This window comes from Bacillus sp. FDAARGOS_235 (genome assembly GCF_002073415.2).
In the GTDB taxonomy this organism is placed as follows: domain Bacteria; phylum Bacillota; class Bacilli; order Bacillales; family Bacillaceae_G; genus Bacillus_A; species Bacillus_A toyonensis.
The window spans coordinates 1,846,757-1,863,593 of record NZ_CP020437.2 but is presented as its reverse complement, the minus strand read 5'-3'; the positions used below and the strand labels follow the sequence as shown (position 1 = coordinate 1,863,593).

The window sequence follows — 16,837 nt, the reverse complement described above, 5'->3', positions numbered from 1 at the left end:
TAAAAGCCTTGCTACACGTTTGTAGTAAGGCTCTTTACAGTTGTTTTGTTCTTAATGAATGAAAGCACCTGCCACTTTTTAGTTGGAAAAGTTACTCATTAGAAGTGTTATTAATCGCTTGAATAGCAAGTTCCAAAGATTTAATCCTTCTTTCTAAAAGAGTTCTTTGAGGACTACCAACCTTTGACTTAACGTAAATTTTTTCAATTGATGGAAGCAAACCGATAAGAACATTGCGAGCTTCTGCTAAATCTTCCTGGTTGTAATGATGAGGTTTTTGATTCCAAACACTATCTAGCATTGCTAAGCCGATACAAGCTGCCTGGAGGCGTTTCTTTACTAACGTAGTATTTGAGCCTTTCTGAGTCATTTGTGACAAGGCACTTTCGAGTTTACGGATTGTTGACTGTAAGGATTTTATTGATTCCTCTTTATGTAAATCTGATACGTTTTCCATGTTAGTACCATCCTTTCTTCGTTTTTAAATGATTTTGTTTAATACGTGATAAAATCGTTAAGGACAGAAACTTACTCGCAATATTTTAACATAAATAATGAACTTTCTTTGAGAGGGAGTCTTAAAGAGCTAGCTCAATTGTTGAAAGTAAGGTAACGAACTATAAAAACCGAACCGTCATCTAAGTGGCGGTTCGGTTTTCTTTATTTTTTCTCTACCAATTTTTTATTCTTCCAATCTAGTGTAAATGATTTATTAAATGTTTTTTGATCAACATCTTTTACGTTGTTTCCAACCCAACCTGCATCGCAACATATTCAATATCATTATCAATTTCGCCTAACACGTAAGATTCTAAAATGCCCATTACAGCAGTTCCTAAAAATTTTAAAACGCTGTGCTTATCAATGTTTTTATTGTGAAGATTGCTGTGCTTAATATTTACGTTAAACGTGCATAACAAGTTATAATAGAAGAAATCAATAAGGAGGCTAGCTGTGAAGAATCTTCGTTATTTCAATATATTTACTATGTTAATTATATACACGCTACTTATGTTTTACATCGGCTGGAACGGATGGGTTTGGCTTCATGCAGTATTTGGCTGGGAGTCCTGGGGGTATTATGCTTTCGTAGTCGGATTTATTTCTTATGCGTATATTCTCGTGCAAGTGTTTAAGTTTCTCCCATTCCTTCGAACGATTGGTTCAATTTGGTTTGCAGTCATACAATACGCCCTTATGTTATTGCCGTTAGCTGATATAACAGTCTTTCTTTTACAGTTTTCGATTGAGAAAGAAACAGCAATTATTTGGACAGGGGCGGCTGTGTTAGCTGCGTTTATCTTTATCTTTGCATATGGAGTATTTAATGCGTATAGTCCAGTAGTAAGAAAATACGAAGTGCACATACCGAAAAAGGTAGAGGGGCGTAAAAGTTTACGTATTGCGATGGCTTCTGATATGCATTTCGGTAAACTGTCTGGCGTTTCGCATTTGAAAAGACTTGTTCGTCATGTAAATGAAATGGAACCTGATATTATTTTACTGCCAGGTGATATTATCGATGATCATCCAGGAGTATTCATTCAAAAAAACATGGGTCATATTATGAAACAAATGAAAGCTCCATTAGGCGTATATGGTGTTTTAGGAAACCATGAGTACTACGGCAGAGCGGTTCCAGAGTTTTTACAAGAGATGGATAGGATTGATATTCGTATTCTTTTAGATGAAGTGATCACAATTGAAGATGACTTTTATCTCGTTGGAAGAAGAGATAAAACAGAGCGAGATCGCCAAAGCTTTGAACAATTAATGAGTACGGTAGATAAATCGATGCCTGTTATCGCAATGGATCACCAGCCATTCGAGTTAAAACAAGCAGCGGCGGCAGGTGTAGACTTATTATTATCCGGTCATACGCACCGCGGACAAATGGCGCCAAATCATATTGTAACGAGAAGAATGTACGAGCTAGACTGGGGATACGCACAAAAAGGCGCATTCCACGCAATTGTTTCTTCTGGATTCGGATTTTGGGGACCGCCGCTTAGACTTGGTAGTAGGTCGGAGATTGTGCAGGTAGAAGTTACGTTTGAATAAGGTTAAATAAAAGGGATTATACATGATTAATATGTGTAATCCCTTTTATTTTTTATTTCGTAATCGCGACCTTTACTTGAATATAATCTCAATTAGTTGTTGTGGATGTGCATTAATTAATCCATGAACAATAATAATTACCCATACCTTGCGATAACGCGCCCACAAATATCCAAGGAATAGACCTACGATACTATGGTTCACAATAACCGTAGCTGTATCAATATCCCAATGACCAGAGCCGTGTAATGCAATATGCCAGCTTGCCCATAATAATGATGTAAGAAGTATAGCCGGCCAAGTGCCTAGTAATAGTTCCAAACGTGTTTGCAACCAAACTCTATAAAAAAGCTCTTCCAGTACACTATTTATAAGAAATCCTACAAGTAAAATTAAGATTAAAATCGCGGGTTCCATTCTCGCTGAAACAAATGGTGTAGAGAATGTAGAAAAGAAGTTGAAGTAACCCCAGACTATAATGACAATAAGTGGTGTAAACCGATACCATCTATTACCTTCCGTTGATTTTACAGGCTTTTGTCGTTCTTTTTCGGGGTTACTTTTATAAAACAAAAGAAGCATGAATGGAGTGAATAATAATAAAATAATTTTAAATATCATAAACCACAATTGTAATGTCATTCCTTTAAAGTTCGTGGTGAGGAGACAAATTGTGAAGAGGAAGCCACTAAAGAATAAAATAACAGTTTGAATTATGATGCGCCTTAGTTCAAATTGTTGAAGGGGATTATAGTTTTTATGATGAGATGGTAAGAAACGAACAAGGAGTATACCGACAATAACAGGGATCCACTTGTTCCAAAAAGGCAGTGTGCCCGTATGATCCCCACTGTAACGAATGTTTGTTTCTCCGATCCATATAAGCCAAAGAGATGAAAGCAAAATAAGAAGTATAATGATTCCACCAATGAGCTTCCCCGCTTTTGGAAAATAACTACCCATAGTTATCCGACCTTTCATACTATAATGGTGAATCGATTTTCAATTATTTCTGTTTTTAAATGAATATGCATTTATAAATCTATTAAAACAAAAAAGAAGAACTGTGGAAATATTTTAATTTTTATGATTTAACTTGATGAGAATAGAGGACCGCTTTTTTGAAAACAGAACGTTCATATTGGAATGACAGAATAGCATATTTACTCTTCTTTAAAAAAGAGATACTATAAAAAGACTCTGCTTGAAAAGGGGGACTGTAAGTGATCATATCAGATGTACTATACGGAGAATTTGAAGTAGATCAAGTGTTAGAAGAATTAATTTTAAGTAAACCAGTGCAAAGGTTGAAGGGGATTCATCAAGCCGGAGCAAGTTACTTAATGAATGAGAAATGGAATGTAACGCGATTTAATCATTCAGTTGGTGTTATGTTGTTAATAAAAAAACTAGGTGGTTCGGTAGAAGAGCAGATTGCTGGTTTACTGCATGACGTATCACATACTACTTTTTCTCATGTAATGGATTACGTTTTTGATAATATGAATGAAAGTTATCATGAAGAGATATTTAGTTCTGTTGTGAAAAACTCAGAAATTCCAGCAATTCTTTCAAAGTATGGTTATAACTATGAAGATATTTTGTTAGATGATTCGAAGTGGACGTTACTGGAAAGATCCGCGCCGGAATTATGTGCAGACCGGGTGGATTACACATTACGAGATATGTATACATACGGATATGTTTCTTTAGAAGAAGTTCACAATTTTTTATCGGATGTCATCGAAGTAGATGGGAAAATGGTTCTTCAAAATATCAAAATGGCAGAATGGTTTACAGAAACGTATTACAAAGAAGTAATCGATTTCTTTATGCAACCAACTAATATTTACGGAAATGATATGTTAGCTAAGACGTTAAAGTTAGCTCTTCATAAACAAGTTATTCATGCAGATGATTTTCTTCTTGAAGATCATGAGCTTATAGTAAAATTGCAGCTATGTAACGATTCAGAAGTACATGCTTTATTAAGAAAAGTCCATCCAAATGTAAAAGTAAGAGAAGATAGAAGTGAGTATGATTTACATCAGAAAAATAAAGTCCGTCTTATTGACCCGCCATTACTTCGTGAAGGGAAAATCATTCAGTCATCTGTCGTATCAGAAAAAATAAGAGAGATGAGCGATATCGCTTATGAAAAATCGGTGAGAGGGATGTATGTGAAAGTGATTTCTAATTAAAAAGAAGTAGAGCATCACTTTTGGATGCTCTACTTCTTTCCTGTTAATTATCAAACCAATTCCACATCTCAATATCTCCAAGAGTCGCATAACGTACGTGCGGGGAGTTTTGTAATTTTAATAACTCTTTCGATGGGCCAGTAATAACAATTCCGTATACTTTTACACCGTTATCTTTTACATATTGATAACGTTTATCTAAGTTTAGTTCTTTCTCAGAAAGCGCAGCTATTTTGCTTACTGTTTTTTTATGGATAGAAAGGACGCGCATCATTTCGATTACTTGATCTTCTTGCGTTTTCTGCTTGTCAGTATCATTATCGAGGAATCTTACATGTTCTGGAAATCCTATAGCTTCTCCGCCATGTAGGATATAGTCATCTACATTTTTTCTGTCTTGCCCTGTATCTAAAGCGTACCATACAGGAGTTGGAGGGAGTTCTTGTGCTTCAAATATGCTATATAAAAGCGGTTCTAATTCTTTTAAAGTGTAAGATTTATCAAAAGAAATTGCTACTTCTGCAACGGTTCCATCATGTACTTTTGCAAGTGTATCCCATACTTTTTTTGAGGAATCCTTTAAATAATCACCCTGCTTTGTTTTAGGATGAACAAAGAAAAGCTTTGGTTGATAGAACGGATTCATCCAAGTTTGTTTCGTGACATCTACAGATGATAAGAAGCTTTTTGTTTCTACTGTACCGAGTGGCATTTCTTTTTTACCGACGGTTCTTACTAAATCAAAGCTGCTGTTCGTACGGAAAAAAGCTTCTACACTTGTTCCGCCCCCCATAACGCGGCTATTTGGGATCGTTGCTTCAAGTGCAAGTGAAGGAACCTCTCTAATTTCTTCTAGCCTTTTATCATTATTAGCTTGAAAATAAAAGGCTGATAATACCCCACCGATTATATATATAACGATGCAAATGGATAATATAAAACCAAACGTTTGTAATCGATGTTTCCACTTAATTCTCCAAAAAGGAACTTTAAGATCTTTTGGCGGTAATTTTTTCTTTACGGGTTCACTCTTCGTAAGCAATTCATCTAAATGAGCTTCACATTCTGCACAAGTTTCTATATGACTTTCTAACTGTTCTTGCTCATCACGTGTGAGCGTTCCTTTTTCATATTTCTCCCAAAGTTTTTTAAACTCTGCACAACCCATCTGTATCACTCCTTTATGCTTTTTGCTTCTTTTCGTCCGCGGTGTAATTCAATTTTTACTTTCGCTAATGAGAGACCAGTCATTTCTGCTATTTCCTTATAGGAGAATCCGTAGTAATCTCGTAGTAACAGGACATTTCGTCTTTCGAGCGGAAGAGAAGATAAACCTTCTAACCAACTAGCAATCTCATGTTTTACGAAATAAGAGTGCTCTGTACTTGGCACGTGTGGTAAATGGAATTCTTCAATTTTCGTTGTTTTATATTTTTTCTCTTTTCGGTACCAATCGATAAAGGCGTTGTAGGCAATTGTAAATAACCAAGGTCTAATTTCTTCTCCTTTATAATAGTCAATATGGACGAGCATTCGGTAAAATGTTTCTTGCATAAGATCTTCCGCGTAGTGGGAATCTCCGGTTAGGGAGAGAAGATAGCGAAATAAATCATGCATATGATCTGAATAAATGTCTTCTAATGATTGTTTGCGTTTCACTAATTTCCCTCCCTTCATACATAACAACGAAATACATATAAAAAAGTTACATTTGTTTTTAAAATTATAGTAAAAAACGTCAAGAATTGGATAGGATTCTCTTTTATCATAATACATATAAGGCGGGTGAACAGAGATGGAAAGCTATGAAACACAAATTCAAAGGTCCATTGATTATATTGAGGAGGATGTAATGGAAAAACAGACGCTGCGTAATTTAGCTCGCATTGCAGGTTTTTCTGAGTCGCATTTTCATCGTGTATTTCAGGCGTTAGTAGGTGATACAGTAATGGAGTATGTTCGAAAGAGGAGGTTAGCCCGGGCAGCTTATCAACTTTCTCATACGGATGAAAAAGTTATTGATATCGCGTTTGAGCATGGCTTTCAATCTCATGAAACGTTCACGAGAGCCTTTAAAAAATTATTTCAAATGACACCGAGTGAATATCGAAAACAAGAAATTGAAACACCGATGTATTACAGTGTGAATGTAAAACAAAGAAAATTAAATCCGTATTTAGGGGGCATACAAATGGAATATCGTATTGTAAATAAACCAGAATTTTTAATGGCAGGTTATGAACTGAAGACGACAAGTAAAGAAGGGAAAAACCACCAAGACATTCCAGCATTTTGGCAAGAATATTTACAAAAAGATCTTGGAACAACGATTCCGAATCGTAAAGATACGAGCCAATGGGTAGAACTTGGATTATGTACAGATTTTAATTTAGAAACAGGGGACTTCACTTATATTATCGGAATGGAAGTTACAGACTTTGAAAATGTACCAAATGAGGTTGCAAAGCGTACTTTCCCGGCAGCAACATATGCCGTATTTACAACACCGAAAGTTCCTCATGCAGAAATGGTGTCGTCTATTCATCAAACGTGGAATGCAGTATTTTCAGAATGGTTCCCGCATTCAGGATATGAACATTGCGGCGTTACAGAGTTTGAACTATATGATGAGCGTTGCCACGAAGATAAGAGTGAGTTCGCTCAAGTAGAGCTTTGGATACCGGTGAAGAAAAAATAATAATAGGGTAAAAGCGAATCATTGGGAGATGGTTCGCTTTTTAATAAAGGGGAAATGGGAAGATGTTCAAAAAACTAGAATGTGTATCTATACATACGAAGGATATAGAGAAGTCGGTTTCTTTTTATAAAGAAATGGGAATGAAGCAAAACTGGATTATAGAAAGAGAACTAGAAGAAGGGGTTATTTGGACGTTAATAGGATTGAAGTTTCTAGATGAAAAAAGTTCGGAGTTAGTAATAAGTAATCATCCGGATATTAATTTTATGGAAGTCGAAGTATTAGTAGAAGATGTACAACAAACGTATGGAAGTTTAAAAGATAATAAAGATGTAAAATGGATTCGTGAACCATTTCCAACAGAATCAGGACATGTTGCGGTAATGGAAGCGCCTGATGAGAATGTGTTTGTGTTAGTAGGGAAATAGGAGAGAAGACATAGTAAAAATTAACATGGACTTCGTCAAAAGCTTGAATATTTAAAAGAAGAGTTAGAAATACCATACCCATCGGAAGATATAGAAAGAATTGAAGAGGAATATAAGACAGATTCTTTTGTGGAGGATTTTTACAGTTATACGTCATTAATAGATGGGAATTTGAGTTATGTTCTTTTTTCTAAAAAAATTCTGGAATTACAAAGAGAGTTGTTGTATAAAAGCTTTTTACAAGCGTATCCAGAATATTTATTTATAGGTATATGGAACAATATGTGGAATTGAATCGCCAACTAAGCATATATGAACAAATCCGGAAGTTATTAATTGTTATCATAGAAGAGTATTAAAGAAAAGGTGCTTTTGTAAAGCACCTTTTTTATGAACGAAACGGAAATACAAGAACAATCGTCGTTCCTTTCCCGAGTTCACTATCAATAGAAATTGTCCCGTTATGGGCATGAACGAGCTGTTTCGTAATGGCGAGACCAAGTCCAGTTCCGATGTTGCTTTCTTCTGTATTAGTCCCTCTGTAATATCGCTCGAATAAAAGTTCTTTCGTTTTATCGTCCATTCCTTTTCCGTTATCTGAAATAGATAGTGTAAATGAATTTACATCCTGCGAAAGCTTTACGATTACATTTGTCGTTTCATTATTATGTTTCACAGCGTTTGCTAGTAAGTTTTCGATAATACGCTGGAACCATTTTTCTTCAATGAAATATTGAATTTTATTTGAGCTCGGTACGAATTCAATATTTTGATTTTGCAGTGTCGGATTATTAATAAATTGTAATAATACTTTTTGGACGAATTGATTCATTTCAATGTTTACGTGCTGGGCAGGAAGGCTGTTATTTTTTAATTGATACGTTAAGCTTAAATCGTCAATTAGTGTAGTCATATATTGAGATTTCTCTTTCATAACGCTGCCGAATTGCTGAATGTCACGATCAGTCCAGTTATACTGCTTTGATTCTAGTAATAATGCGTAGCCATATATAGAGCTAAGTGGTGTTTTTAAATCGTGCGTTAGACCGGTAATCCATTCTTCACGTGTTTGCTGCAGTACTTGCCTCATCGCATCATTTTTTTTGAGTGTAATTGAAAGGTGCTCTAGTGAGCTAGTAACATCTCTAAATAAGCGAAATGACCATTTTTCTTTACCAGATCGCCTGAATCGAACTGGTTTTCCTTTTTTACTAACAGGCTCTTCATATTTTCCACCAGCGATATTTTTAAGCCAACGCATTGCGTGTAGTAACGGTTTCCCAAACTTATTTCCGTACCAAATAGATAGAATGACTAAATAAACAAAGACGATAAGAAGGATTAATCCGCATCCGATTAGAAACTTCTTAGTAAATACATCCTCAATTTCGTCATCTGGGTAGTATCGTTCATTTTTTGCTGTAACGACGAGAAGCTGACCACTATTTGCATCGTAAAAGCTAGACGTGTTTTCTTTATGATTCCACGGTTCTTTTTCGTTAAGAGCAGTCTGTATTGTAGAAAGTGTTTTTTTCTTTCCAGTTGGATAGGAAAAAACCTCTTCGCCACTATGATTAAATATTTGCAGCGTTGCTTTTTCTTTAGAGAGTAACTGTTTTTCTTGTTCTGTTAATGTGAACGAATCTGTAGGTACAGAAGAGTGTTCTTTCTGAATTGTTTTTAGTAATGCATTACTTTTTAACATACCGCCGTAAATAACAAGTACGTTTTTTTCTTCTACTTCAATTTCCCAATATGTAAATGTATAAGGGCTTTCTATATGATTCTGTATATGTGCGAGTAAAGATGTTTTCGTATAAGAAGTTGGGACATCACTTGGTGTATTAAATTGATAGAGGACTTTCCCGTTTTCCTCTACAATCTGAATCCAATCATTTTTCTCTTTAATTAAATCTTTTACTTCCGTTTTTAACGTAATATCGCCATCTTCTGAAGAGATATATCTTGAAATTGTAAAACTATCAGAATCCGGAATATTAGGTTCGTATGAAATACTAGTAACAAGAAAAATTAAATAAGTGAAAGCAGCGACTACAGCAATAAGTAATGTAACTAAAACAAAAACGTGTTGCAGTATAAATTGGATGATAAGTCGTTTATTAAGATTCATATTGTCACCCTACTTTGTAACGAACTTATAGCCAAGTCCGCGAACAGTTTTTATGTATTCTGGTTTACTTGGGTCTTGTTCAATTTTTTCGCGTAGCTTTCGAATGTGGACCATAACAGTATTGTCATCGCCATTATAGGCGGGTGCTCCCCAAACTTTTTCGTATATTTCTTCTTTCGAAAATACGTAGTTCGGATTCTCACAAAAGAAGAGTAGTAGTTGAAACAGTTGAGCGGAACATTCGACAACGTGTCCATTTACTGTAAGTTCTGCGGAATGTTGATCAATTTCAAATCTCCCAAATGAAATGGAGTGTGCTTTTTGTTCGTGTGGTACGGTTTGTTTCATATGTCTTCGAAGTTGTGCTTTCATACGAGCTACGACTTCTAATGGATTAAATGGCTTCGTAATATAATCATCTGCACCGTATGAAAATCCAGATATTTTATCTAGATCAGATGCCTTCGCTGATAGGAAGAAAATCGGACAATCTGTTTGTTGGCGAATAATTGGACAAATATCAAAACCAGATTGTCCAGGAAGCATGACATCTAAAATAATTAAATCGTAATTGTTTTGTTCGATGAGAGATAAAGCTAATTCAGCTGATGTTGCAGTTGTAATATGAGAAAAACCTTCTTTTTCAAGAATGGTAGTTAGTAGTTGTAAAATTGCTGTTTCATCATCGACGAGTAATATATTTGCTTGATACATAAGAATCCCCCTTAATTTCCTCGAATATCATATCATCTTTTTGTAACATATGGAATTTTTAAGGAAAATTTAAGGTTTTCTTTTATAAAAAATTAAGAATCAAATGATATGATAAAAGTAACATAGGGGAGGAGATGAGTGTGAATCCGTTTCAAATGATGCGAGCTAGATATTTTTTAATTGTATTTGCACTATTAATTTTAGTAGCGAGAAGTAGTGAAAAATTGCTAGAAAGTACATTTCATATACAAAATTCATCTTTTATAAATATACTTATATTTTATATCCTTCCGATTGCATGGATTTTTTATGAGTATAGAAAGCACCGTGTTTCATTTTCATTATTTCTTAATAAAAATGAAACATTTAACTTGGTGCAAGTTATATACATTACGATTATGTTGTGCATGTTCAGTTACGGGTATCTGATTTTATACATGTACAGCTTTGCATGGATTACACCAGATTTTATTATGAATGCTTTACACAAACCGATTGTAGATAGTGCCGGGGGATATATATATCAATTTATTATGGTTGTATTTATCGCACCTATTATTGGAGAATTTGTTTTTCGTGGATTTTTACTTCAGCGCTTTGCTGCGAAATGGGGAACGAGTATAGCGATGATTGCAGTGGCACTTTTATTTGCGATATTACATGTCGATTTTCTCGGTGCCGCCGTATTTAGTATCGTATTATCAATCGTATATATTCGTACGAAAAGCTTACTCATGCCAATTGCGATACATATGTTAAATAATACATTTGTACTTTGTGCATCGTTCCTAGTAAGTAGAGAAAAGATCATGAGTTTTGCAGATTTCTCAAACTATACGACGTTCTTTCCAGGACTGATTATTTTTATAACAGGATTAAATTTAGTACTCATCTTTTTATTTGTTAACCGCAAATACTGGAGTAAAGAAGTGCCAGTTATATACGCAGAGCAGGTAGAGAGTTTTGCAAATGTAGTGGGAGATAAATGAGACGAAGAAAACGATTGAAAAAATATTGAAAGACATTATAGATGCTACGTCTATTACAGATATGTGTGATAAAGGCTTTTGTCATTGGCTTTTTAACCTGTAGTAGATACAATTGTGTTTCCGGAGTATTACTTATTTTCTAGTACTCATTTAAAAGAAAATATTATTTCTCTTCTTATTGTATTAGGGATTTTAATAATATTCGGTCTAATGTTAGAAGTAATGATGAAGCGTATCTTCAGAAAAAATGAAGAGAAGTATGTGCGGGTTCATAAAGTATTCGCGAAAGTAATGGGAGCTTTCCTTTTGTTTTATGGTATGAAAACAATCATTTACTTTATAGCTTTGAGACATCATTAATTCTAAATTTGAAAGGAATGTATAAAATTATATGAATGAAACAATATCATCAAATAAGTTTTTTTATTTGATTTTACTTAGCATAGTGCTAATAACGACAGTAAATGTTATTCTCCGCTGGGAGGAAGCCTACTTTTTCATGTATTTAGCGCTCCATTTATTAGGGGTCTTATGTATAAGTGGTGGCATGGTTACTGAAAAAAAGGGTGACGAAAGTGTTAACTATATGTGTGTGATCGGTCTTGTTTTACTTTTAGCTGTACAAGGTATTATGAAATATAGTTCTTTTTCGGTACAAGATTTCAGTTTGTTAATAGATGTACTGCCTTAAGGGGGATAAGTATTTATGTTATCGAAGAAACAAATAGGGTATATATTTGTTTTAGTAGGTTTTTTTACGATTATTATAACGACGCTATTTTTTCAAGACTATGAATATGTAAAATATGTAAAAGGCGCTGGTTTAATGTGCTGGTTTGTAAGTGCTTTTCTTATTCCGAATTATGAACCGAGGAAAGTGTCTAAAAATAGGTAAAACTCTTCTTATGTAGAAGAGTTTTTTTTATCCCGCATTAACGGGCAGTAAGACTCCCACCTCAAAATTCAGTGACAGCAAAGAAGTTAGGCGAGGGATCAACTGCCCGTAAAAGCCCGATTGGTGAAGGCTAATAATCAGTGGGGGGATGAAGAAAACCCCCACTGATTAAAGTTTCACTTTATGTAAATAGAAGGCTCTCGAGCAATTCTCGTAATTAGCTTGTTCTAATTTAGCATGTACGAACTTACAATAATAATAGACAGGCAGCATAGAGGAGGGAATAACGTGAGGAAAGTTATTGGGTGGTCGCTTTTTTTGTACGTTGGATTTGCGTTATTTATATATTGGTATTTATTTGGATGGAATCATGAACTCATTCCGGACATGTATAAAGGAACGAGTGCAGATCCAGAAACCTTTATGAATGCGAAAGAGCTTACGCTAAGCCAAGATTATTCGCGCGTGAAAAATTTACTGTTCTTTTTAGCGACGCCTCTTGAATGGATTATTTTATTATTTGTACTCGTGCTCGGTATTTCAAAAAAGTTTGAGAAATGGTCAACGGAAACGACTAAAATAAGTGTCTTACAAGTTGCGATTTATTTCTTTTATTTATCATTACTCACAACGGTACTGGCATTACCGATGCAATGGATTGGGCGTAAAGTGTCGGTTGATTACGGTATTTCCACGCAAAGTACACAAAGCTGGATAAAAGATCACGTTATCGATTTTTGGGTTAATTATGCGACGATGTTACTCATTGTTACAGTTCTTTTATGGCTTATCCGTAAATTCCCGAAGAGATGGTGGCTAGCAGGATGGGCACTCTCTGTACCATTTACAATCTTTTTAACGTTCGTACAGCCTGTTATTATTGATCCACTTTACAATGACTTCTCGACGTTGAAAAATAAAGAGTTAGAAACGAAAATTTTAGCGATGGCAGACAAAGCTGACATTCCTGCTAAACACGTATATGAAGTAAATATGTCGGAAAAAACGAATTCGTTAAATGCATATGTAACAGGAATTGGCCTTAACTCGCGTATTGTAATGTGGGATACAACGCTTAAGCAATTAAAAGATAAAGAGATTTTATTTATTATGGCCCATGAAATGGGACATTACGTAATGAAACATATATATTGGGGCGTTGCGAGTTATATTTTCATATCGTTTATAGGTATGTATGTAATTAGTCGTATTTTAAATATGTGTATTCGAAAATGGGGAGATACGCTGCAAATTTCCAAAATGGCATGTTTTTCAATTTTACCTTTGTTTTTCTTAATTTCCTCTTTATTATCTTTTGCATCACAACCAGCAACAAACTACGTTTCACGAATAGAAGAACGAGCGGCAGATCAATATGCTTTAAATATGACGAAAGATGGGAAATCTGGTGTGAGAACTTTTCAATATTTATCAAAAACAAGCTTAAGCCAAGTGAATCCACCTGTGTTAGTCAAATTTTTCTTATACACACATCCACCAATTTTCGAAAGAATTCATACGTTTGAACAATATGAGGAACAAAAAAACAAGAAGTAGCGATTATGCTACTTCTTTTTTATAGAAATATAAGTTTGGTATTGGGAATATTTATCATTGCTTTTTATTGAGATTTTGTAAATAATAAGCTATAAAATTCTAAAAATCTATATATAAAGGAATAAAGGTGGAAATATGTATTTTTTACAAAATTTAAAAGTGAAACATAAATTATTCTTACTTATCTCATTAGCAGTTTTGGGCATGACAATTATGAGCTGTGTAGCAATTAATTCTATTAATAAGATTAAGCGCGATACAGAGATTGTAGTAGATGATTATCAAAATTCTGCAGTTATATTAGAAGGTATGCTTCGTACACAAAATTCACTAGAATATAACTTACTAGAATTAATTACAACGTCACAGAATGAGGGGACAAATAAAGAAGGGATTATTAGTAATGTTGAAAAGGATCTTAAAAAATATGATTCTTTATTAAAAGAATATGATGATGGCGTTAATTTAAGTAAGCAAGAGGATGAGCTGTTTCAGAAGATGAAGAAATCTTTGCCAAGTTATATGGAGACATATAAGAAGTTGTTTGACAAAGCGAAGGGAACAAATGAATCTCAAATGGTAAACGAATTTCAAAAGGACTTAAAACCGAAGGGAGTAGAGTTAGCTGGTTATGCTGTAGATTTAGAAACTTATGTTTCAAACTTAGCTGGCCAAGTATTTAAAGATTCTCAAAAAATGATAGATCGGTCCGTTATTACCTTTATCATTCTTGCAGTAGTTACTACAATCATTATATGTATAGTAAGTTATATTATTAGCAAGCTTATAGTTGCTCCTTTACAAACGGTTAGTCGTATGATGGAAAGAGCAAAAGAGGGAGATTTAACTGTACATGGTGATTATAATGCTAAAGATGAATTAGGTATATTAGTAAGTGATTTTAACGAGATGATTGCAGGGCTAAGAACAAATATGCAAGAAGTAGAGAATAATATTCAGCTTTTATTCCAACATGCAGACGGAGTAGTATCTGCATCAGAAGTATCTAGCGGTGCAGCAAAGAAAATTACTATGGATATTGAAGAAGTTGCCAATGGCGCAGAGAGCCAAATGCAAGCAATGGAACAAACTGCGGGTGCGATGGAAGAGTTGACACAAGGAATGCAGAGTATAGTGAATACATCATCCTCTGTAAATGAATTGTCTGCTCAATCAGCACTAGATGCAGAGAGTGGTAACAAATTAATGAAACAAATGATTCAACAGATGGATACAATCCAAAATTCAGTACATAGCGGTGTGAAACAAGTAGAGACTATGAAAGAACAATCAGAAGAAATTGTTAAAATCATTGATGTTATGCAAGGTATTACCTCTCAGATTAACTTATTAGCATTAAACGCCGCAATTGAGGCTGCACGTGCTGGAGAAAGTGGTAGAGGATTTGCAATTGTGGCAGATGAAGTACGAAAATTAGCAGAACAATCTAGTGATTCTGCTAAACAAATTGAGAAGCTTATTACTCAAGTTATGGGAACAACGAATCATACGGTACATATGATGGGGAAAGTAGATAATGAGGTACAGGCAGGTACACAAGTAGTAATGCATACAGAAAAAGTATTTGGAACTATTACAGAAAAAGTGCAGCAAGTATCTGAGCAAATTCAAACGGTATCTATGTCTACAGATGAAATTGCAGCGAGTAGTGAGGAGATTTCTGCTTCTACAGAAGATATGGCGCAAATTTCTCAAAGATCATCTGATCGAACTGATAGGGTAAAAGAGTCTATTCAACAGCAAGAAAAATCTGTTCAAGAGATTTCGACTTCAATTGAACATCTGCACAACGTAGCAGGAGGACTAAAACAAATAGTTTCCCAATTTACTCTTCAAAAATAGTAGAGTATATGTAAGTCTTTATAAATATATAGTCCTCTCAATACATATAAAAAATCATCCTGTGGAATACAAAAGGATGATTTTTTATTATGAAAATTTTGTGTGGATGTCACTCGTTATATTCTAGTTTTTTACAATTTTTTGATTGTAATATATAATAATAAGTAATGTTTTTAGAATTTTTAGTTTTATAAGAGAGTGATTGTAGGAGGAGAGAAAGGGTGTACAATAAAAAATCAATGCCGGCTATAAAAATGATCCTTTCGATGTCTATTTTCGGATCAATTGGATTTTTTTCTGTCCAAACAGGTTTACCGTCTTTTGAATTAGTATTTGTTCGTTGTATTTGTGCAACTATATTTTTAGCGTTATGTTGGTTAGTGACAGGACAATATAAAAATGAAAAGTGGAATAAAAAAGAGATTGTGCAAATATTAGCGTGCGGCGTATTTCTCGTTTTTAACTGGGTATTTCTATTTAAAGCGTTTGAAGTTATGTCAATTACAATTGCAATTTCTGTCTATCATCTCGCTCCAATTATCGTATTAATGATTGGGAGTATCGTATTTAAAGAGAGGCTAACAGTGTTTGCCGTTATGTCCATTGTCATTTGTTTCCTCGGCACGGTTTTAGTAGCTGGAGTAGATGGAAGTGTGTCGCTCGAGAAACTCATGTCATCTGGAATGGTATGGGCACTACTTGCAGCGTTATTTTATGCTTTTACGACTTTATTAGGAAAAGGAATCAAGCATACGAGTGCATATGCGATGACATTTGTACAAACGTTTTTAGGTATATTTTTATTGTTACCATTTGTGGATTTCGGACAGTTTCAAGGTTTAACAGAGACGAACTGGATGATGATAACGGCAACAGGACTTATACATACTGGGTTTGTATATTACTTGTTTTTTGACAGTTTAAGAGATTTATCGACGAGACTTATTTCTGTATTAGTGTTTTTAGATCCTGCTGTAGCAATTTTGTTAGATACGGTCTTTACCGGATTTAGACCGACTAGTATGCAAGTTGTAGGGATTGTCCTTATTTTTGTAGGAATGGCACTCACTTTTCGTAAAGGAAGAGAAAAGGAGCTATCGGTGAAGGGAAGTGCTACCTCTGAAATGTAAAGTTGTATTTGATATAATTTCATTTTTAATTTTGGAAGATGTTACGAAAAGGCCGTTGTTGTATAACAGTGGCCTTTTTTGTATGGAATAGAGCACGAAAGAACGGCGTTTTCAAAAAAAATGAAATGAATTTTCAAAAAAAACTTCCTTTTCTGAATGTTTGTTATATA

Annotated in this window: 18 protein-coding genes and 2 pseudogenes; 13 read left to right on the top strand and 7 right to left on the bottom strand. The window is 34.5% G+C overall.

Annotated features, from left to right (window positions below):
- Positions 1 to 91: 91 nt before the first annotated feature.
- Together A6J74_RS11355 and A6J74_RS11350 are read right to left on the bottom strand one after the other, a co-directional pair.
- Positions 92 to 457 carry a hypothetical protein gene (locus A6J74_RS11355; RefSeq protein WP_000432649.1) on the bottom strand — a complete coding sequence of 122 codons (366 nt, stop codon included), beginning with the start codon at positions 455 to 457 and terminating at the stop codon, positions 92 to 94.
- A gap of 280 nt (positions 458 to 737) precedes the next feature.
- Positions 738 to 920 carry a hypothetical protein gene (locus tag A6J74_RS11350; RefSeq protein WP_033658360.1) on the bottom strand — a complete coding sequence of 61 codons (183 nt, stop codon included), beginning with the start codon at positions 918 to 920 and terminating at the stop codon, positions 738 to 740.
- Positions 921 to 954: 34 nt separating this feature from the next.
- Here A6J74_RS11350 and A6J74_RS11345 point away from each other — a divergent pair, with 34 nt between their 5' ends.
- The gene (locus A6J74_RS11345; RefSeq protein WP_000793633.1) at positions 955 to 2,061 is read left to right on the top strand and encodes a metallophosphoesterase; all 1,107 of its coding nucleotides are present in this window, start codon (positions 955 to 957) and stop codon (positions 2,059 to 2,061) included.
- 72 nt (positions 2,062 to 2,133) lie between these two features.
- On the opposite strand, the gene A6J74_RS11340 is transcribed toward A6J74_RS11345, so the two are convergent.
- Positions 2,134 to 3,024 (bottom strand): CPBP family intramembrane glutamic endopeptidase, encoded by an 891-nt coding sequence (locus A6J74_RS11340; RefSeq protein ID WP_080609502.1) that lies wholly within the window; start codon positions 3,022 to 3,024, stop codon positions 2,134 to 2,136.
- Between the two features lie 260 nt (positions 3,025 to 3,284).
- Between A6J74_RS11340 and A6J74_RS11335 the strand changes: the two genes are divergently transcribed.
- Positions 3,285 to 4,262, top strand: coding sequence for an HD domain-containing protein (locus A6J74_RS11335; RefSeq protein WP_000587050.1), 978 nt, complete (start codon positions 3,285 to 3,287; stop codon positions 4,260 to 4,262).
- 43 nt (positions 4,263 to 4,305) lie between these two features.
- Here the strand turns inward: A6J74_RS11335 and A6J74_RS11330 are convergent, their stop codons facing one another.
- Both A6J74_RS11330 and A6J74_RS11325 read right to left on the bottom strand, forming a co-directional pair.
- Positions 4,306 to 5,430 carry an anti-sigma factor gene (locus A6J74_RS11330; RefSeq protein ID WP_000501642.1) on the bottom strand — a complete coding sequence of 375 codons (1,125 nt, stop codon included), beginning with the start codon at positions 5,428 to 5,430 and terminating at the stop codon, positions 4,306 to 4,308.
- Between the two features lie 5 nt (positions 5,431 to 5,435).
- Positions 5,436 to 5,939 carry an RNA polymerase sigma factor gene (locus A6J74_RS11325; protein WP_002038125.1) on the bottom strand — a complete coding sequence of 168 codons (504 nt, stop codon included), beginning with the start codon at positions 5,937 to 5,939 and terminating at the stop codon, positions 5,436 to 5,438.
- Positions 5,940 to 6,057: 118 nt separating this feature from the next.
- On the opposite strand from A6J74_RS11325, the gene A6J74_RS11320 reads away from it, so the two are divergent.
- From A6J74_RS11320 to A6J74_RS11310, 3 genes are all read left to right on the top strand, one after another.
- On the top strand, positions 6,058 to 6,960 hold the full coding sequence (locus tag A6J74_RS11320) for an AraC family transcriptional regulator (RefSeq protein ID WP_000446845.1): 903 nt from the start codon (positions 6,058 to 6,060) through the stop codon (positions 6,958 to 6,960).
- A gap of 62 nt (positions 6,961 to 7,022) precedes the next feature.
- Positions 7,023 to 7,388 (top strand): VOC family protein, encoded by a 366-nt coding sequence (locus A6J74_RS11315; protein ID WP_002109566.1) that lies wholly within the window; start codon positions 7,023 to 7,025, stop codon positions 7,386 to 7,388.
- A gap of 69 nt (positions 7,389 to 7,457) precedes the next feature.
- The gene (locus tag A6J74_RS11310; protein WP_225988020.1) at positions 7,458 to 7,682 is read left to right on the top strand and encodes a YxiJ family protein; all 225 of its coding nucleotides are present in this window, start codon (positions 7,458 to 7,460) and stop codon (positions 7,680 to 7,682) included.
- Between the two features lie 94 nt (positions 7,683 to 7,776).
- On the opposite strand, the gene A6J74_RS11305 is transcribed toward A6J74_RS11310, so the two are convergent.
- Together A6J74_RS11305 and A6J74_RS11300 are read right to left on the bottom strand one after the other, a co-directional pair.
- Entirely contained in the window at positions 7,777 to 9,519 is a 1,743-nt protein-coding gene (locus tag A6J74_RS11305; RefSeq protein ID WP_001052537.1) for an ATP-binding response regulator, read from the bottom strand.
- 9 nt (positions 9,520 to 9,528) lie between these two features.
- On the bottom strand, positions 9,529 to 10,233 hold the full coding sequence (locus tag A6J74_RS11300; protein ID WP_000283866.1) for a response regulator transcription factor: 705 nt from the start codon (positions 10,231 to 10,233) through the stop codon (positions 9,529 to 9,531).
- A gap of 140 nt (positions 10,234 to 10,373) precedes the next feature.
- On the opposite strand from A6J74_RS11300, the gene A6J74_RS11295 reads away from it, so the two are divergent.
- The 8 genes and pseudogenes from A6J74_RS11295 (at position 10,374) to A6J74_RS11265 (ending at position 16,667) form a co-directional block, all read left to right on the top strand.
- On the top strand, positions 10,374 to 11,222 hold the full coding sequence (locus A6J74_RS11295; protein ID WP_001067943.1) for a CPBP family intramembrane glutamic endopeptidase: 849 nt from the start codon (positions 10,374 to 10,376) through the stop codon (positions 11,220 to 11,222).
- Positions 11,223 to 11,283: 61 nt separating this feature from the next.
- Positions 11,284 to 11,582, top strand: a pseudogene (locus A6J74_RS11290) (malate synthase).
- 31 nt (positions 11,583 to 11,613) lie between these two features.
- Entirely contained in the window at positions 11,614 to 11,913 is a 300-nt protein-coding gene (locus tag A6J74_RS11285) for a hypothetical protein (RefSeq protein ID WP_002105543.1), read from the top strand.
- Between the two features lie 15 nt (positions 11,914 to 11,928).
- A complete protein-coding gene (locus A6J74_RS11280) occupies positions 11,929 to 12,117 on the top strand; it encodes a hypothetical protein (RefSeq protein ID WP_000949414.1) in 189 nt (62 codons plus the stop codon).
- A 288-nt stretch (positions 12,118 to 12,405) separates the two neighbouring features.
- Positions 12,406 to 13,674: a M48 family metallopeptidase gene (locus tag A6J74_RS11275; RefSeq protein ID WP_001233277.1), complete on the top strand. Its 1,269-nt coding sequence runs from the start codon at positions 12,406 to 12,408 to the stop codon at positions 13,672 to 13,674.
- 135 nt (positions 13,675 to 13,809) lie between these two features.
- Positions 13,810 to 14,541: pseudogene (locus A6J74_RS30780) on the top strand (MCP four helix bundle domain-containing protein); the annotation flags it as partial.
- Between the two features lie 42 nt (positions 14,542 to 14,583).
- On the top strand, positions 14,584 to 15,537 hold the full coding sequence (locus A6J74_RS30775; protein WP_406565830.1) for a methyl-accepting chemotaxis protein: 954 nt from the start codon (positions 14,584 to 14,586) through the stop codon (positions 15,535 to 15,537).
- A gap of 221 nt (positions 15,538 to 15,758) precedes the next feature.
- On the top strand, positions 15,759 to 16,667 hold the full coding sequence (locus tag A6J74_RS11265; RefSeq protein WP_000282399.1) for a DMT family transporter: 909 nt from the start codon (positions 15,759 to 15,761) through the stop codon (positions 16,665 to 16,667).
- The last annotated feature ends 170 nt before the right edge of the window (positions 16,668 to 16,837 follow it).